We start from the raw sequence: 17900 nt of genomic DNA, 5'->3' as shown, positions 1-17900 counted from the left end.
TATGCTTTAAAAGAATATATCTCATATCAAGAATTCATTATCTTTCTCCGATTAAACAACCATGCACAGAACCAAAGAGACCTTTGTTACGGCTTTTGCCCTTTTCTCACTTTTCTTTGGGGCGGGCAATCTGATTCTTCCACCCTTATTGGGTTTCAAATCAGGCGGACTCTGGTGGCTCGTCACTTTGGGGTTTTGTATTTCCGCCGTACTCATTCCGATTTTTGGAATCCTAGCACACGCTCGATTACAAGGCACCATGCTCGATTTTGCGAATAAGGTCTCTCCGACCTTTAGTATCGTTTATTGTTATATCGTCTATGCGATTTCAATAAGCCTGCCTTCTCCACGCACCGCATCGGTAACCCATGAAATAGGAATACAGCCTTTTTTTGATAGCCCATCGATCTTGACCAGCCTAATCTATTTTGCGCTGGTCTTTATATTCGTCATCAACCGTTCCAAGATTTTGGATATCATAGGAAAGCTCTTGACCCCAGCCATCATTCTTATTCTTTTTGCCATTATAGGGATTACACTAGTCTGGTATGACTTTCAATTTGGCGAAACCGACTTTACAAGTCCGTTTACGAATGGTATTCTGGAAGGCTACCAAACTTTTGATGCCATTGGGGCGGTGGTCGTCGGCGGGGTAATCATCATTTCTATCAATATCAAGAACAAAAAAGCTTCGTTTCAGGAAAAGAAACAATTGATTCGCCGCGCTGGATGGCTCGCCGGCCTTGGACTCTTCCTTATCTATGCTGGCCTTATCTTGACCGGAGCCTTGATGAGCGACGAATTTAATTCTGAAATTTCGAGAACGGCTTTATTAAGTGGTCTCAGCACCAAGACCTTGGGCAATGCTGGAAACCTCTTTTTAAGTATTCTGGTCAGTCTCGCCTGTTTTACCACAGCCGTCGGCATCGTTACCGGAACCGCCGATTTTATCAAACACCGTTTTGGCGGTTCGCAGAAAGCTTATTGGATCACGGCAATTATCGGGTGCGTTTTAGGGGTGGCCATGGGGCAATTCGATGTACATTATATAATAGCCGTCGCCGTACCCGCTTTGATGTTTATCTACCCGATTACGATTGTATTGATATTACTCAATGTTGTACCTGAACGGTTTGCCTCTGAAAAAGTATTTCGGTGGGTCATCATTGCAACTATTCTATTTAGTGTTCCTGATTTTTTGGGTAGTGTTGGGTTTGGGGAATCAATCACAGGTTTGCAAACCTATATTCCTTTGAGTAAATTTAGTTTGGGTTGGGTATTGCCTGCGGGAGTGGTTTTTGGAATAACTAATATAATTGGAAAAGAGGTTAGGTGAAGTTTTCTAGATTCGAATCAGAATCAAAGTACAATTAATTTTGGATTTGTCCATTTCTTCCTACCCAGTCAAATCGCTTTTTTCTCTCCATCGTCAAAAACCCTATAATAGTTTTCATCCTCAATCAATAAACCTTCGGACTTTTTGCTGGGCCAATTTTTGTGATAATCTTTGGGGTGCGCCACATCAATGCCGAAAACTTTTCCTTCATAAAAGCTTTTTACTCTTGATTGCAAAGTGTGCCCGACAATGATTGCCTTGGCATCGTATTTCTGTAATGGTCTTTCAATTTCTTCCCGCGTTAGATCGTCTTTGAAATAACCGCGATACCAGCAAATTCCTTTTTTTGACGATAACAACATATCGGTCTCGGGCTTGTTGACTTTCGGATATGGGGCCGTATAATAATTGGCTCTTAAAAACATGTTTATTTCTTCCAAAGACAGGTCCATATTAATAATATCAGGATGCAAACCCCCGTGCGCAAAAAGATGACCATTGATCGATTCTATAACATTTTTGCTTGACAACCATTTACCCAATAAAGAATTAGTATCATATAAGTTCGCTTGCGTTTTTCCTAAAATCGAGGCCACATAGGTGTACTTGAGCGATGCCGCTTCATAATCACCATGCATATTTTTCAATTCATGATTTCCTATAATAAAATGCACATGCCCTCCTTGCTTTTTAGCCTCTTGTTCCAATTTATAAATGAACCAGAGCACCTGCGTTGTCGAAAAACCTCGATCCATAAAATCGCCGACCAGAACTAAATGGCCCTTACCAAATGTCCAGTTTAAATTTTGGTCGATTACCTTGTTATGTATCAAAATGTCCCGAAATGTTTTATATCCGCTTTCGATATCCGAGATAGCCAATATTTTATTGCTATCACTGTAGGTGGTTTTTGGAGGCTGAAAATCTGTTTTGATCGCAAACTGAAAACGAGTCGAATCCAACGGAAAAAAGCAACTTGCAGGTATCGCTTCGTTTGTGGCATAGTCCTTTTGATCTAGATAAAAACCATCCTCTTTATTTCCTTTTATATAGTTGACATGTAAAGTAGTGTCGTTTTTATAAAAAGCGTAAGGCCCATCGCCATCAAATGTCAATCGTAGCGGGTTGTGGCCATAACTGGCACTGGCCCCGTGGTAGAGACCGAAACAAATGGCAATAATCGCAAGTAAGAAAAAGTTAGAGAAATATGCTTTAAGTAGCGCAAGATCTTTTTCTTCATCGTAATAGATTTTATAATTGATGTTCGATTTTTGATTGATGATGCAAACATACTATTGGGATATGCCATGAAAAAAGAAATGTGACCAACACGCTCTCAAAGTACCTGGAAATCCCTAGAAGGAAGATGAAAGGATCTTGTCACACACAAGTTTGTTTTTGACACCGTAAAATGATCGTTTATCACTTTTACTTCTGTAGCCTACTGATTCCCTTATTTTTGAGGTATGATTAAGAATTTAAAGCGTAATAATTGGCTTTTGGCCAAAATAATAGTCCTCGTAACTATCGCCGTTCCTCTGAGTATTACTGCTTACGAGTTCATCGTATTGGGAAAGGATTCGGTGGTATTTCTTGGCGATTATCCGTCTGCCGTAGGTATTGTCGTAGTCGTTTATTATGCCATATTACTTTTGATGGGAATCATTTGGATCATCGGACAATTGAAATCTGTTTTAGCCTTAAAGAATGAAACATCAAAAAACGAATTATTGCATTTGCAAAGCCAGGTAAGCCCGCATTTCTTCTTCAATACATTAAACAATCTTTATGGCTTAGTGGGGAAAGACCCTAAAAAAGCACAAGAACTCATCCTGAAACTTTCAGATATGATGCGCTATAGCATTTATGAAGGAGAGCGAGAGTTTGTAACCCTAGAAGAGGAGGTGGCCTATCTGAAAAACTATATCGAGTTGCACAAAATGCGGTACCATAAAACCATCAATGTGAAATTTGATACTGATATCAAAAAAGAAGGATATCTTATTATGCCTCTACTCTTTATCTTGCTTCTGGAAAATGCCTTTAAACACGGTGTCGAGAATTTACGAGAGAATTCTTTTGTGCATATAGAAATGTCGGCCGATGAAAAGGCAATTCGTTTTGCGGTAACCAATAATTTTGATGCTTCGGAAGTAGCAGAGGAACCAGGAATAGGATTAAAAAACCTCAAACGAAGATTAGAACTGGCATATCCTGACAACCATTCTTTATCCTTCCAAAAAGAAGGTACAAATTATAAAGCCCAATTATCATTAAAGCCATTATGATTCGATATCTGATTATTGACGACGAGCACATTGCTCATGATATTATCAAGAGCTATTGCGACCTGTTACCCAATATGAAATTGCAAAAAAACTGCTATGACGCTTTGGAGGCCTTCGAATATTTAAACAACAACGAAGTAGATCTGATTTTTCTTGACCTCAACATGCCCAAATTAAAAGGTTTTGACTTTTTAAGAACGCTTTCGAATCCACCAAAAGTCATCGTAACCACGGCCTATCAAGAACATGCGCTAGAAGGGTACGAATTGAATATTGTTGATTATTTATTGAAACCTTTTGGTTTTGAACGTTTTCTGAAGGCGGTTAACAAAGCGGTAGGTTCATCTTCAAAGGTGCCAACCCAACAGGTTACTTCGAAAGAATTGGATGCTAACCATAAAACTATTTTCCTTCGGGAAAATAAAAAATACATTCAGGTGGAACTAAATGCCATTCAATATCTTGAAGCGGCAGGAAACTATACAAAGATCGTTACCGTAGATGCAACGATCACGATTCGGGAAAAATTTTCGGACCTACTTTCTTCACTAGCATCCGCGCAATTGCTGCAAGTTCATAAATCATTTGCTGTGGCACCCAATCATATTAAAAGTGTTGAGGGAAACCGAATTCATATCGGGAAACAAACCATGCCTATTGGAAAGGTATATAAGATGAATCTTGCTCGATTGTTAGGTTAGTTAATTAACTTGGTTGAATCAAATTTCTAAGCCCAGTTAACTACCTATTTACTATATTTAAGATTCTAATGAACAGCATGTTGGTCATCATTTAAATACTCCTTGCGAAAACCAAACTCTTATGAAAGGATTAATCCAATTACTTTTTATAACCCTTCCACTTTTTATAGTCGCTCAAGTACAACCCGCTCCCGATAGAGGACCCAATGAAGGTGAAGGCCCTTTTGACAGAATGGTCATACGTGGAGCAAATCTTATTGATGGAACAGGCGCTCCGGCATTCGGGCCAGTCGATATCATAATCGAAGGCAACAGAATTAAGGAAGTGGTGTTGGTAGGTACCCCTCATGTACCCATTAATTCAGAGGATAGACCCGCCAAAGGCACAAAAGAAATAGACGCCAACGGTGCCTACGTGCTTCCCGGCTTTATCAACATCCACAGTCATGTGGATGGCGGCCCTAAAGCACCGGAAGCGGAATATGCCTATAAACTCTGGTTGGGCCATGGCATTACTACGATTCGAGGGGTGCCTGCAGGGGAAGTAAATTGGGTGGAAAATGAAAAGAAGCGCAGTGCTGCGAATAAAATCGTAGCTCCCAGAATCGTGAATTTTCAAGTGCCCGGTTCGGGCAAGGAATGGAAAGGAGGACCTCTGTTGACCCCTGAAAAAACAAGGGAATGGGTCGCATGGGCGAACTCGAAAGGGGTAGAGGGAATCAAAATCTTTAATCTCGATCCTGAAATAATGGCGGCAGCTATTGACGAATCCCGTAAACTAAAAATGGGTTCCGTTGCGCACCTGTCTCAATTAATGGTGGGTCGGGTAAACGCTCGTGAAGCCTCTGAGATGGGACTTCATAATCTTACCCATTTCTACGGGCTCTTCGAATCATTATATAAGGACGAGGACATTCAACACTGGCCGCGGGATTTAGAATATAACGATGAACAAGACCGTTTCAGTCAGGTAGCCCATCAGTGGGATAAAATCCATCCGAGAGGGAGCGACGAATGGAACGAACTCATTGATTTCTTTCTTGAAAAGGATTTTATTCTGGATCCGACCATGACCGCATATCTGGCCGGGCGCGATGTCATGAAGGCGCGAAATGCCGATTGGATGGAGCCATACGTACTTCCTTCATTACATGATTTCTACGAACCCAATCGTCTAGATCACGGCTCTTATTTTTACAATTGGACCACATGGGAAGAAGTCGCCTGGAAGAATTTCTATCGGGTCTGGATGTCCTTTTTGAACGATTATAAAAATGCCGGGGGTAGAGTGACCGTAAGTGATGATGCTTCCTTTATTTACAATCTTTTTGGTGTCGGGGTTATTGAAGAAATGGAACTACTCCAAGAAGCTGGTTTCCATCCTTTGGAAGTCATTCGAGGCGCCACTCTTCATGCCGCCGAAGCCATTTTCGAACCAAAAGGAAAACCTATTGAATTCGGTATTGTACGACCCGGACTCTTGGCCGACCTCATCATCATCGAAGAAAACCCGATTGAAAATCTGAAGGTACTATACGGTACAGGTTTTCCAAGGTTGAACGATGAAACTGGCAAAGTAGAGCGAGTCGGTGGGGTAAAATACACTATAAAAGATGGTATTGTGTACGATGCCAAACAGTTGCTTCGTGATGTTGAGGACATGGTTAAAAAGCAGCGGGAGGAACGGGGGGAGAAATAATTCTAAATCCAAAATCATTTACCATCCTAATAAAAAGGACTACCCGGCCATTGGTCCCTCAATCTCCTCAACTTCGATTGGAATATTCCCCATTAAATTAAACGGCTCCCCCTTTTCCTGGATCACAACATCATCCTCCAACCGCACGCCCATTTTTTCATCGGGAATATAAATGCCCGGCTCCACGGTAAAGACCATATTCGCCTTCATCGGCGTTTTTAGTTCGCCATAATCATGGGTGTCAAGCCCAATATGATGGCTGGTGCCGTGCATAAAGTATTTTTTATAGGCGGGCCAGTCTTTGTCCTCGTTTTGAACATCGGCTTTATCGAGCAAGCCTAATCCTAAAAGCTCAGAGGTCATGATTTTCCCACATTCTTTATGATATTCGGCCCAAATAGTTCCGGGTACGAGCATTTTGGTCGCTTCCTTTTTTACGCGGAGTACCGCTTCATATACTTCCCTTTGGCGTTTTGTGAATTTTCCGTTAACGGGAATGGTGCGGGTCAGGTCACTTGAGTAATTCGCGTATTCCGCGGCGACATCCATCAAGATCAAATCGCCGTCTTTGCATTGTTCATTATTGACCACATAATGCAAGACGTTGGCATTATTCCCCGAAGCGATGATTGGTGTGTAGGCAAATCCTTTTGAGCGGTTGCGGATAAATTCATGCAACAATTCGGCCTCGATCTCGTATTCCCAAACACCTGGTTTAACAAATTCAAGAACACGTCGGAATCCTTTTTCCGTGATATTACAAGCCTTTTGCATCAATTCGATTTCCTCGGGTTCCTTGACCCCTCGGATCTGTTGCAAAATCGGGTTGCTCTTGGCGACCTGATGTGCCGGAAACTTCCGTTTGCAGTCTTGAATAAAACGGTCTTCTCGGGTCTGGGTGACCACGGCCTGTCGGTAATGTTCGTTGGTGTTGAAGTAAATCGTCTCCGCCTCGGTCATCAAATCGAAAAAGATTTTATCAAAATCAGAAAGCCAATAAATAGTTTCGATACCTGAAACTTCGGTCGCTTGTTCTTTGGTCAATTTGGCTCCCTCCCAAACGGCGATATGATCGTTGGTTTCTCGAACAAATAAAACTTCCCGGTGTTTTGTATCCATCACTTCAGGAAACAACACCAAAATCGTCTCCTCTTGATCAGCGCCGCTTAGATAAAAGATATCCCGATGCTGCTGAAACGGCATGGTACTATCGGCACTGATGGGATAAATATCATTGGAATTAAAAACCGCAATACTTTTGGGCTTCATCTGGGCCATAAACTTTTTGCGATTCTTTTTAAAAAGGGTGTTGGGAATTTGTTCGTATTTCATCGGTATCATGTTAATGCGTTAAATTTAATAATATCCAAGCGCTTCCCATTGAAAATGAGGTACAAATTTGCCATCCTTCCCTTTGTACAATATTCGTACTTTTATGCCTGTTCGATTATAATTTCCAAACATGATAGCTAAACTACTCAAGACTGCCCTACTACTTCTTATCTCATTTTCAGCCACCGCACAAACCGACCCATCCGTTTTCGAAAACCTAAAGTTCCGATTTATCGGACCGGAGGGAAATCGGACCATCGCCATTGCCGGTGTTCCCGGTGATCCGATGGTCAACTACATTGGTGCGGCCTCTGGCGGACTTTGGAAAACCACGGATGGAGGACTCGATTGGGACCCTATTTTTGACGATCAAGATGTATCTTCCATTGGTTCAGTAGCGATAACACCGACCAATTCTGATATCGTCTGGGTGGGTACAGGAGAAACGTTTGTCATTCGGCCCGCACATGCCATGGGAGATGGTATCTATAAATCAGAAGATGCCGGAAAGACCTGGAAGAACATGGGCCTTGAAAAAACAGGGCGTATCGGTCGGATTATTGTGCATCCTACAAATCCGGATATTGTGTATGCTGCATCCCTTGGCCATACCTACGGGCCACAACAAGAGCGTGGTGTCTATAAAACCGTCGATAGAGGAAAAAATTGGAAACGTATTTTTTTCGTGGATGAAAGTACCGGGGCGGCCGAACTGGCTATCGACCCAAAAAATCCGGATAGGCTTTTGGTGGGCATGTGGTCTATCCATATCAATTCATGGGGACTGAATAGTGGTGGCCCGGGAGGTGGCGTCTATCGTACTACCGATGGTGGCGAAACTTGGGAATCGCTTTCGAAATATGGACTCCCCGGAGGAAAAGAAAATCCGGTAGGGAAAACCGCAGTTGCAATTTCCCATTCTGAGCCGAACATTGTTTATGCCTTATTTGAAATCGAAAGTCCGGCCCTGTACCGTTCCGAAGATTTCGGAAACTCATGGACATTACAGACCCGAAACCACGATATCGGCGAGCGCGCTCCGTACTATATCCGAATGGCCGTTTCACCAAGCGACCCGAACGAACTCTATTTTGCCAATGTAAAGTTCAGCACCTCAAAAGATGGTGGAAAGACCATTGAAGGAGGCTATCGCGCCGGTGGCGACAATCACGATATCTGGTTAGATCCGACGAATGCGGATCGGTTGATGGTCGCCCATGATGGTGGTGCCAGTATCAGCATGAACCGCGGCAAGAGTTTTCAGCGTATCGTACTGCCCATTGCGCAGATGTACCATGTTGCAGTGGATGATCAGATTCCCTATAATGTTTACGGAAACCGCCAAGATGGGTATTCTTATAAAGGACCGAGCAACAGTCGGCAAGGTTATATTCCATTGGGTCTTTGGACAGATGTAGGTGGATGCGAAAGCGGTTTCGCCCAACCCAACCCTTTTGACAACGACATTGTTTGGTCCGGTTGTTATGACGGCGGGCTGCAACGATTCAATGCTAAAACGGGCCATGCCCAAGATGTGCGTGTTTGGCCGGAAGCCGGCTACGGATGGGAACCCGGAAAACTGAAATACCGCTGGCACTGGAATTTTCCTTTGGCGTTTTCACCACATACCAAACATCGCGTCTATGTAGGAAGCCAGTATGTACACAAAAGCGATGATAATGGCCAAAGTTGGCAGGTCATTAGTCCTGATTTGACCCTCAACGATAAAACGCATCAACAAAGTTCTGGCGGAATTGCCATTGATAATTTGATGACCTTTGATGGCTCGGTACTGTTCAGTATCGTCGAATCGCCTTTAGAACCCGGACTTATTTGGACAGGCAGTAACGACGGCCAAGTACAGTTGACCAAGGACGGGGGCAAGAATTGGACAAACGTAACCGCCAATATTCCTAATCTTCCAAAATGGGGCACCATCACCAATATAGAAGTTTCCCGTTATAAAAAAGGAACTGTTTACATTACAGTCGACCTGCACCAGATGGGTGATTTTGACCCTTATGTTTACAAGACCGAGGATTATGGGCAATCATGGAAAATGATTAGCGGGTCAGTTCCAAAATCCGTTCACAGTTTTGCACATGTCGTCAAGGAAGACCCGAAAAAGGAGGGCATGTTATATCTCGGCGTAGATAACGGAATTTACATCACGACCAACGATGGCGAAAGTTGGATGCGGTTGAAAAACAATTTGCCTCCCGCTCCGGTGTATTGGCTGGAAATACAGGAGCGTTTCGACGATTTGGTCGTTGGCACCTATGGAAGGGGATATTACATTTTAGATAATATTTCGCCTTTGCGGGAGTATGATCTCGATGCCATGGATAAGAAGGCGCATCTTTTCAGCCTTCGACCTGCCTATCGTTTTCAAGATGTTCAAAGCATCAAGACCGATGGGCGGAGTTTGAATTCAGGAAGGAATCCCGCTTATGGGGCCGAGATTAATTATTATTTAAAGGACAGTACCGATCAAAAAATCGAAATCCAGATTTTAACCTCTGAGGAAGAAATCGTACGCACATTGGAAGGAAAAAATAAACCCGGAATCAATAGGATCATGTGGGATCTGCGTTTTGAACCGACTTTTAAGCCCAAATTACAATCCACTCCCCGGGAAGGCCTTGGGCACAGCTCAATGGTGAAGGCTGGCGGCCTTTGGTCACATGGGATCTCGATTTGATGCGCGGCCAATACGGGCCCAAAGTGGTTCCCGATACTTATAAAGTGAAGTTGATTGTCGGTGACAAAGAATATGTTAGGGAAGTCGTGGTTTTGAAAGACCCAACATCCGAAGGCACTTTGGAAGATATCAAACAACAGGTCGCATTTTCCTTGGAACTTCGTGATGCCATGAACTTGGCGGTAACCATGATCAACGATATAGAGGGCATTAGGGCCGAATTGACGGAAATTATTCCAAAGCTCAAAAATAAAGGAGATGTCAAGAAAGCGGAAGAATTGCAAATATTGGCAGTATCGATTGCAGGTACTTTGTATGACATTCATTTAACCGGCGCACGTGAAGATGCGTTTCGTTCTCCCATGAAACTCTATGGTAGATTGAGCGCTCTCGCCAGTGATATAACCGGAAACGGAATCGATTTCAAACCGACCGACCAGCAACGGCAAGTCTATGCCATTTTCAACAAACGATTGGAAGAGGTCGATACGAAGTTCAAGAAATTTATGACCATCGAAGTAAAAAAACTGAATGCCCAGCTTAAAAATAGCGAGCTACAGATAAAGTTGGATAAAAAAATTAAATCATAAACTACTCAATAAAACCATGAAAAAAATCACACCCTATTTAATTTTCTTACTACTCGTTTTTTCTTGTGCCGAAAACAAGAAAGAAGAAACCCAGGCTGAACTTTTTGCTAGGCTCGATACCGAAATCAGCCAAAACTCAAAAGCCTATAGCACGCTGGAAGAAGCGACAAAAACCATTGGTCATCGTTTGACGGGTTCTGAAAATGGCGCTAAGGCTGAAGAATACACCTATAACAAATTCAAGGAATATGGCTTTGAGGATGTCGAATACCAGACTTTCGAGGTCGAGGCTTGGTCGCGTGGTGAGGTCTCCTTGAAAATCAATGATGAGGATACAAAAGTGGTTACCCTTGGACATTCTCCCGTGGAGGCGAATGTTACCGGAGAAATTGTTGATATGGGTAATGGGCTGGAAGCCGACTATCAGCTTAATCCCGATGCAGTCAAAGGGAAGATTTCATTTGTCTATATCGGAATTTTAGAAGGTAGTGAAGAAGGCCTTAGCAATTTACACCGTAGTGAAAAAACGGCTTTGGCCATTAAATATGGTGCCAAAGGAATTATTATTATCAATCAAGTGCCCGAAGGAGTTTTATTGACTGGGACGGCTTCCGTAACGGGCGAATTGATTCCGATCCCCGCAGTCTGTATTGGGAAAGAAGATGGAATGGCATTGAAAGAAAAACTGCAAAATGGAAAAGCCACCGCCACCATCGAAATGACAAATAATAGCGATGTCATCAAAGCTCGAAACGTCGTTGCAACTTTAAAGGGGAGCGAACTACCAAACGAGGAAATCGTCATTGGCGGACACCTCGACTCATGGGATTTGGCTACCGGTGCCATCGACAACGGCATAGGCTCTTTTGCGGTTCTTGATATTTCCCGCGCTTTCAAAGCAAATAATCTACAACCCAAAAGAACCGTCAAGTTCGTGATGTTCATGGGTGAAGAACAAGGGCTTTTAGGCTCTAAATATATGGTAAACGAAGCTGTAAAATCTGGAACCATCGATAACATAAAATACATGATGAACCTTGATATGTCGGGCAACCCTATCGGAATGAACGCCGGAGGAAAATTGGACAACGAGGCTTTTTTCAAGGATTTGGGTGAGGCCATTCAACAACAGGATTCCATTTACAAAAATGGTTTTTCAAACCGATCCGGATTGCATAGTGACCATCAGCCTTTTATGTTGGAAGGGGTTCCGATTTTATCCGTTCATAGCAATCTAGAGCGTTCGATTTATGGCTGTTACCATTCCGATTGTGATGATTTCAATTTGGTCAATAAGGAGCATATCACTAATACGTCACGTTTTGGTACTATGATGCTTTATGGTCTGGCGAATGCAGAAAAACTTCCGGCGACCAAAATGGACAGCGAGACCACAATGGAGTTTATGATCAAGAACGACCTCAAGGAAAAACTCATTATCGGCAACGATTGGAAATGGGAAGAGTAAAAGTAGTTGGCAGTTGCAGTATGTAGTGAATTTTATATCTATATATTCCTCTGTGAACTTCTGTGAAATATCCTTAAAATATTATGATTAAAAAGTTTTTTACTACAATCATCACGCTTCTATGTTTTGCCTTCGGCCATTCCCAAAAATATAATACCGATGAGTATTTTGAATTGGTTCGCCCATTATATACAGGAGAGTTGGCCTATGAAACCGTCGATTTTGTGGAAGATTATTGGCGTGTCGCGGGCAATACAGGTTTTAATAAAACAGTGTATCGCATCGCTGAAAAATTGGAAGAAGCAGGGTATGTGTTGGAAGAAAAGGCCGCCGAAACCGATAGGCTGACCTATAGAATTGAAAAGCGCCCCATGGAAAACCCCACTTGGGAGCCCGTTAGTGCTACGGTAAGAATTGAAGGTCAAGACACGCCTTTATTAGAACAATCCACCAACCGGAACATGGTGTACTTGAATTCTGTTTCGACCCCGAAAGAAGGTGTTACCGCCGAGGTTATTTATATCAAAAATCCTGAGGACTTAAAAAATTTGAGCCTAGGCGGAAAGATTGTCTTTATTGAAGGTTCCGCAGGACCCATTTTTGAGGAAGCGATTATAAATCAAAAGGCTTTGGGCATAATCACGTATAGTAATCCTGAATATTTGCAGCCTGAAAAGAATACGACTTCCATTCAGTTTCGCAGTTTTGGGTATCAAGAAAATAACAAGGCTTGGGGCATCGCGCTTTCTAATGAAGCCAAGGAAAAACTGAAAGCAGCTTTGGAAAAGGGAAAAGTTGAACTTGAGGTAAATATTCAGACTAAAATATATCCTTCCGAAGAACTGACCATTGTGGCAGATGTGAAAGGCACCCAACTTCCGAATGAGCGGTTGGTCTTTAGCGCACATATTCAAGAACCCGGTGCCAATGACAATGCTTCCGGAGTCGGTGTACAATTGGAAATGGCGGTACTAACGGGCAAACTTATCAAGGATAATAAAATCGATATCAATCGCACGTTGACCTATCTCTGGGGCGACGAAATCATTTCTACCCATCGGTATATTCAGGAGGATAAAGACCGGGCCAAAGACATCAAGTGGGGCATCAGCCTTGACATGGTGGGTGAAAACACGGCCATTACAGGCGGCTCTTTCCTCATAGAAAAAATGCCAGATCCCAGTGCTATCTGGACCAGAGGGAAAGACAAGCACACCGAATGGGGCGGCGAGGTCATGAAATTGGAAGACATGAAACCCCATTACCTGAATGACTTTATGTTCCAAAACTTCAAAAAACAAGGTGAATTTACCAATTGGGAAGTAAATACCAATCCCTTTGAGGGCGGTAGCGACCACATGCCATTTTTGGATGCCGACATTCCCGGATTACTTCTTTGGCATTTTACCGACCAGTTCTATCATACCGACAACGATCGTATCAACAAAGTATCTAAAGAGACTTTGAAGAATGTCGGTACCGGAGCATTGATGAGTGCGTTCACCTTATTAAATGCAGATACCGAAACCGCTATTGAAGTGTTGAATACTATTTCGGTATCTGCCCAAAAACGTATGAAAGAGGAATTCGACCTCAGCAAAAACAGTATCGAAAATGGCAATAGACCTGCAGATGAAATAAAGATTCTTAAGGCTTGGGAAGACTGGTACCTTAAGGCGATGGAAACGACAAAGGACCTAGAGAAAAAACCATCAATAGAATTAGTGGCAGAAGTGTTAGCAGCGCAAAATATGTTAAGGCTTCAGGCCAAATATCAGATTAAAGTTTTGAGATAATCATTTTAACACATCCAAATCCTTTAATTCTTTTGCCGACATGGATATAATTTTTACATCCAATGATATCGGACTCAGAGGCTGATCAATCGAATCTCTGGGTACGTTTACAATGGCATCCACAACGTCCATCCCTTTTATGACCTTACCAAAAACAGTGTAGTCACCATCAAGTCGATGTTCTCCCTCTTTGTTCTGCACGATATAGAATTGGCAACGTGCTGAAAGCTTGTCCGGATTACCATCCCTTCCGGCTCCAAAAGCACCGTATTCATGGGTAAGCTTCTCATTAAACTCCGGGTCAAGAAGATATTCAGGATCGTTGAAGCCCTCAGGGGTATCCGGGCATCCGCCCTGGGCTACAAAATCAGGGATGACACGGTTAAAGGTCAACGAATCCCAATAGCCGTCTTTGGCCAATTGAATAAAGCTCTTCTTATGATTTGGGGTTTCATCATGCAACCACACCAAAATCTCTCCGTTCGGGGTTTTAATCTCTCCGACTTCGTACACTTTGTCGTCTGGGCACGCTGTCAATAAAAACAATATGGGTAATAATAATTTATACATCTCCCGGTTTCTTTTAGGGAAAGATAAAAAAAAGAGGCCTATAAGGCCTCTCTTCAGTTTAAAGTTGATCAATTTAGCTTTTTCCCATTGCATTTTTTATGGCACCTATTATGGCCATAAGAACTCCTCCTCCTACACCACCTCCGGCAACACTGCCCAAAATGCTTGATAGATCCATTCCTCCAGCCGCGTCGGCTACTGCCGTAGCGTCACCTCCGGCACCAAGGCCTAACATACCAAGAAGGTAACCTCCAAGGCCTCCTCCTAAAATTCCTGAAATCGAGTTCCCTAACGTACCGAGGGAAAGGTTCTTTAATAATTTTCCGGCAACGTTACCCCCAAGGGCACCAGAAATTAATTGAATGATTAACGGTAAGTACTCTTCCATTTTAAAATGTTTAGTTGATTATATGATATAAATTTAACAAATTTTTAAGTTACTGTGCAATTTATGGACAATTTATTATGGAATTTATAATCAGTGCTTTTTGTTCACCTCCTCATTAACTCTTGTCAACACCCCAAGTTATTCATAACTTCCATCCGACTAATTCGAATAATAGATTAAAATGAAAAAAATCCTTACACCCCTGTTGTTAGGTCTTTCAATCGTATGTACGGCCCAGATTGTTTCAACATCCGCGGACAACGTACAACAGGCACTCCAACAGAAAAAACAGATGGAGGAGGCTTCATTGGTAAAAAACGTTCCTTTTGAGAATATTGGGCCATCTGTTATGAGCGGACGGGTGGCCGATATCGATATCAATCCTGATGACCCCATCGAGTTTTATGTGGGGTACGCCGCAGGCGGATTGTGGTATACGAATAATAACGGAACTTCCTTTATTCCCGTTATGGACAATGCTCCAACTCAAAACATAGGAGATATCGCAGTAGATTGGAAAAACGGAACTATTTGGGTAGGTACAGGCGAAAATATTTCTTCTCGTTCTTCCTATGCAGGCATCGGGATTCTAAAATCGACGGACAAGGGGAAAACTTGGCAAAATATGGGCTTAAACGATGCCCACCATTTCGGGCGAATCGTTATCAACCCTAATAATACTGATGAAGTTGTTGTTGGTGTAACCGGACACCTATATTCTCCGAATGAAGAAAGGGGCATCTACAAAACCCCTGATGGCGGTGAAACTTGGCAAAAGACACTTCACATAAACGACAGTACCGGAATTATTGATCTCGCCCATGCCCCGAACAACTTCAAAATCATGTACGCCGCGGCTTGGGAAAAAGATCGGAAAGCTTGGAACTTTATCGGAAACGGCAATGCATCCGGAATTTACAAAAGTACCGATGCAGGAGCTACTTGGACGAAAATCTCAACGCAAGAAAGCGGGTTCCCGATTGGTGAAGGTGTCGGGCGCATAGGTTTCGCGGTCTACGATGAAAATACGGTCTACGCCGTCCATGATAGCCAATTTCGCAGGGAGAAATCCGAAGAATCCGAAGAAGGATCGGACGAGCTTAAAAAAGAGAAATTCAAGAACATGTCCAAAGAGTCCTTTTTGAAATTGGATGAATCCAAACTTGACGATTTTCTTAAGTCCAAGCGCTTTCCCAAAAAATATTCCGCTAACACGGTAAAGGAAATGGTAAAAAAGGGAGAAATACACCCTGCGGATCTGGCCAACTATCTAGAAAATGAGAATTCGGTAACCTTTGATACCCCTGTAATCGGTGCAGAGGTATATCGTAGTGATGATGCGGGCAAGACCTGGAAAAAGCAGAATCAAGACTATATTGAAGACTTGTTTTACAGCTACGGATATGTATTTGCACAGGTGCGAGTAGATGCCTCCAATCCTGATAAAATTTACCTTTTGGGCGTACCTATTATTAAATCAGACGACGCGGGGAAAACCTATAGCTCCATCCATGGCGATAATGTGCATGTGGATCATCATTCGCTTTGGATCAACCCCAAAAGACCGGGGCATCTGATCAACGGTAATGATGGCGGACTCAACCTTTCCTACGATGACGGTGAACATTGGACGAAGCTCAATTCCGAATCTTTGGGTACCTTCTTCGCCATCAATATCGACCATCAAGAACCATACAATGTTTACGGCGGACTACAAGATAACGGTGTTTGGATGGGGCCACACAACGCTGAGGAAAATTCGGAATGGCACCAGAATGGTCATTACACTTGGAAATCCATTATGGGTGGGGATGGTATGCAAATACAAATAGACAAACGCAATCCGAATATCGTTTATACGGGTTCACAGTTCGGATTCTATTATCGGTTGGATTTAGAAAATGACAAGCGAAAGTATATTCAGCCTAAAAACGATATAGGTACTCCTTCATATCGTTTCAATTGGGAGACTCCGATTCTGTTATCCTCGCACAATCAGGACATTCTGTATATGGGTGCGAACCAGTTACTTCGTTCGATGAACCAAGGTGATGATTGGGAAGCCATCTCGCCCGATCTTTCCAACGGGGAAGAAAAGGGAATGTCTCCTATGGTACGATAACCTCGATTTCAGAATCGACATTACAATTCGGACTTATATATACGGGAAGCGATGATGGCCTTGTTCAAGTATCTAAAAATGGAGGCGGTAGTTGGGAGGTTATTTCCAATTCTTTTCCCAAGGATATATGGATTAGTCAGGTTGTGGCATCCCAACATAAAAAAGAAAGGGTTTATGTTGCCTTGAGTGGCTATCGTTGGGATGATTTTACGACCTATTTATACACCAGTGATGATCATGGCAAAACTTGGAAAGATATTGGGGAGGGAATTCCTGATTCGCCGGTCAATGTAATCATCGAAGATCCTAAAAATGAAAATCTGCTATTCACAGGAACCGACAATGGATTATACGTTTCCTTCAATCGTGGGGAATCATGGGAAGTCTTTCAAAACGGGTTGCCAAATGTTGCCATTCATGATCTCGTAATTCAACCCGAAGCCAAACATCTTTTAGTCGGCAGCCATGGTCGAAGTATCTATAAAGTCGATATTTCGAAGTTTCAGCAAATGACCCCAGAAATCACTGGCAAAAATCTTCATGTTTTTAAATTGGAAAACATCAAACATTACGAACGCTGGGGCAATGCACGGAGCACTTGGCGAGATCCCAATACGCCAGGGTTAGATGTTGTTTTTTATAATTCCGAAGCCGATACCTTCGAAGCTACCATTAAAACCGTGCATGGAATTCCAGTGAGCGCAACAGAAATCGTAGCGGACAAAGGTTTCAATATACTATCTTACGATGTTGCCTTTTCAAAATCGGGAAAATCGGCGTATCTGAAGAAAAATAAGAAGGAGCTCAAAGAAGCCAAAGATGGTAAGACTTATTTACCGAAAGGAGAATATACTATTGAGATTGAAGGAAACGGATCATCGGAAAAAACTAAATTCAAAATAGAATGAA

12 protein-coding genes and 1 pseudogene are annotated in these 17900 nt (G+C 42.6%); 9 read left to right on the top strand and 4 right to left on the bottom strand.

Translation table 11 applies throughout. The features are described from left to right. Positions 1-61 precede the first annotated feature (61 nt). Complete coding sequence (brnQ, locus tag N8A86_RS09365; protein ID WP_273568818.1) at positions 62-1336, top strand: branched-chain amino acid transport system II carrier protein; 1275 nt, start codon at positions 62-64, stop codon at positions 1334-1336. Positions 1337-1404: 68 nt separating this feature from the next. Here brnQ and N8A86_RS09360 read toward each other — a convergent pair whose 3' ends face one another. Beyond that, the gene (locus tag N8A86_RS09360; protein WP_273568817.1) at positions 1405-2451 is read right to left on the bottom strand and encodes a metallophosphoesterase; all 1047 of its coding nucleotides are present in this window, start codon (positions 2449-2451) and stop codon (positions 1405-1407) included. Between the two features lie 351 nt (positions 2452-2802). Between N8A86_RS09360 and N8A86_RS09355 the strand changes: the two genes are divergently transcribed. From N8A86_RS09355 to N8A86_RS09345, 3 genes are all read left to right on the top strand, one after another. Continuing rightward, the gene (locus N8A86_RS09355) at positions 2803-3624 is read left to right on the top strand and encodes a sensor histidine kinase (RefSeq protein ID WP_273568816.1); all 822 of its coding nucleotides are present in this window, start codon (positions 2803-2805) and stop codon (positions 3622-3624) included. Continuing rightward, positions 3621-4325: a LytR/AlgR family response regulator transcription factor gene (locus N8A86_RS09350; RefSeq protein WP_273568815.1), complete on the top strand. Its 705-nt coding sequence runs from the start codon at positions 3621-3623 to the stop codon at positions 4323-4325. Before N8A86_RS09355 ends, N8A86_RS09350 begins: the two co-directional genes overlap by 4 nt. A 121-nt stretch (positions 4326-4446) precedes the next feature. Next, positions 4447-6024 carry an amidohydrolase family protein gene (locus tag N8A86_RS09345; protein ID WP_273568814.1) on the top strand — a complete coding sequence of 526 codons (1578 nt, stop codon included), beginning with the start codon at positions 4447-4449 and terminating at the stop codon, positions 6022-6024. Positions 6025-6063: 39 nt separating this feature from the next. On the opposite strand, the gene N8A86_RS09340 is transcribed toward N8A86_RS09345, so the two are convergent. After that, on the bottom strand, positions 6064-7356 hold the full coding sequence (locus N8A86_RS09340) for an aminopeptidase P family protein (RefSeq protein ID WP_273568813.1): 1293 nt from the start codon (positions 7354-7356) through the stop codon (positions 6064-6066). A 130-nt stretch (positions 7357-7486) separates the two neighbouring features. Between N8A86_RS09340 and N8A86_RS09335 the strand changes: the two genes are divergently transcribed. The 4 genes from N8A86_RS09335 to N8A86_RS09320 all read left to right on the top strand — a co-directional run bounded on the left by N8A86_RS09335 (position 7487) and on the right by N8A86_RS09320 (position 13911). Then, complete coding sequence (locus N8A86_RS09335; protein ID WP_273568812.1) at positions 7487-10057, top strand: WD40/YVTN/BNR-like repeat-containing protein; 2571 nt, start codon at positions 7487-7489, stop codon at positions 10055-10057. Next, the gene (locus N8A86_RS09330; RefSeq protein WP_273568811.1) at positions 10033-10647 is read left to right on the top strand and encodes a hypothetical protein; all 615 of its coding nucleotides are present in this window, start codon (positions 10033-10035) and stop codon (positions 10645-10647) included. The genes N8A86_RS09335 and N8A86_RS09330 overlap by 25 nt, the downstream gene beginning before the upstream one ends. A gap of 16 nt (positions 10648-10663) precedes the next feature. Next, positions 10664-12115: a M20/M25/M40 family metallo-hydrolase gene (locus N8A86_RS09325; protein WP_273568810.1), complete on the top strand. Its 1452-nt coding sequence runs from the start codon at positions 10664-10666 to the stop codon at positions 12113-12115. A gap of 83 nt (positions 12116-12198) precedes the next feature. Then, the gene (locus N8A86_RS09320) at positions 12199-13911 is read left to right on the top strand and encodes a M28 family peptidase (protein ID WP_273568809.1); all 1713 of its coding nucleotides are present in this window, start codon (positions 12199-12201) and stop codon (positions 13909-13911) included. Here N8A86_RS09320 and N8A86_RS09315 read toward each other — a convergent pair whose 3' ends face one another. After that, complete coding sequence (locus N8A86_RS09315) at positions 13912-14481, bottom strand: peptidylprolyl isomerase (protein WP_273568808.1); 570 nt, start codon at positions 14479-14481, stop codon at positions 13912-13914. It lies immediately after the preceding gene. Between the two features lie 73 nt (positions 14482-14554). After that, entirely contained in the window at positions 14555-14869 is a 315-nt protein-coding gene (locus N8A86_RS09310) for a hypothetical protein (protein WP_273568807.1), read from the bottom strand. A gap of 181 nt (positions 14870-15050) precedes the next feature. Here N8A86_RS09310 and N8A86_RS09305 point away from each other — a divergent pair. Beyond that, positions 15051-17899: pseudogene (locus tag N8A86_RS09305) on the top strand (VPS10 domain-containing protein). Position 17900 lies beyond the last annotated feature (1 nt).

The organism is Maribacter halichondriae (assembly GCF_027474825.1).
In the GTDB taxonomy this organism is placed as follows: domain Bacteria; phylum Bacteroidota; class Bacteroidia; order Flavobacteriales; family Flavobacteriaceae; genus Meishania; species Meishania halichondriae.
The sequence above is the reverse complement of the archived record's forward strand: the minus strand, read 5'-3'. Positions and strand labels throughout refer to the sequence as shown.

What these genes read in the sequence shown, in the direction of transcription:
- N8A86_RS09335 (WP_273568812.1), top strand. Translation starts at nt 7,487, where the DNA reads ATGATAGCTAAACTACTCAAGACTGCCCTACTACTTCTTATCTCATTT.
- N8A86_RS09325 (WP_273568810.1), top strand. Translation starts at nt 10,664, where the DNA reads ATGAAAAAAATCACACCCTATTTAATTTTCTTACTACTCGTTTTTTCT.
- N8A86_RS09345 (WP_273568814.1), top strand. Translation starts at nt 4,447, where the DNA reads ATGAAAGGATTAATCCAATTACTTTTTATAACCCTTCCACTTTTTATA.
- N8A86_RS09340 (WP_273568813.1), bottom strand. Translation starts at nt 7,356, where the DNA reads ATGAAATACGAACAAATTCCCAACACCCTTTTTAAAAAGAATCGCAAA.
- N8A86_RS09310 (WP_273568807.1), bottom strand. Translation starts at nt 14,869, where the DNA reads ATGGAAGAGTACTTACCGTTAATCATTCAATTAATTTCTGGTGCCCTT.
- N8A86_RS09315 (WP_273568808.1), bottom strand. Translation starts at nt 14,481, where the DNA reads ATGTATAAATTATTATTACCCATATTGTTTTTATTGACAGCGTGCCCA.
- N8A86_RS09355 (WP_273568816.1), top strand. Translation starts at nt 2,803, where the DNA reads ATGATTAAGAATTTAAAGCGTAATAATTGGCTTTTGGCCAAAATAATA.
- brnQ (WP_273568818.1), top strand. Translation starts at nt 62, where the DNA reads ATGCACAGAACCAAAGAGACCTTTGTTACGGCTTTTGCCCTTTTCTCA.
- N8A86_RS09350 (WP_273568815.1), top strand. Translation starts at nt 3,621, where the DNA reads ATGATTCGATATCTGATTATTGACGACGAGCACATTGCTCATGATATT.
- N8A86_RS09320 (WP_273568809.1), top strand. Translation starts at nt 12,199, where the DNA reads ATGATTAAAAAGTTTTTTACTACAATCATCACGCTTCTATGTTTTGCC.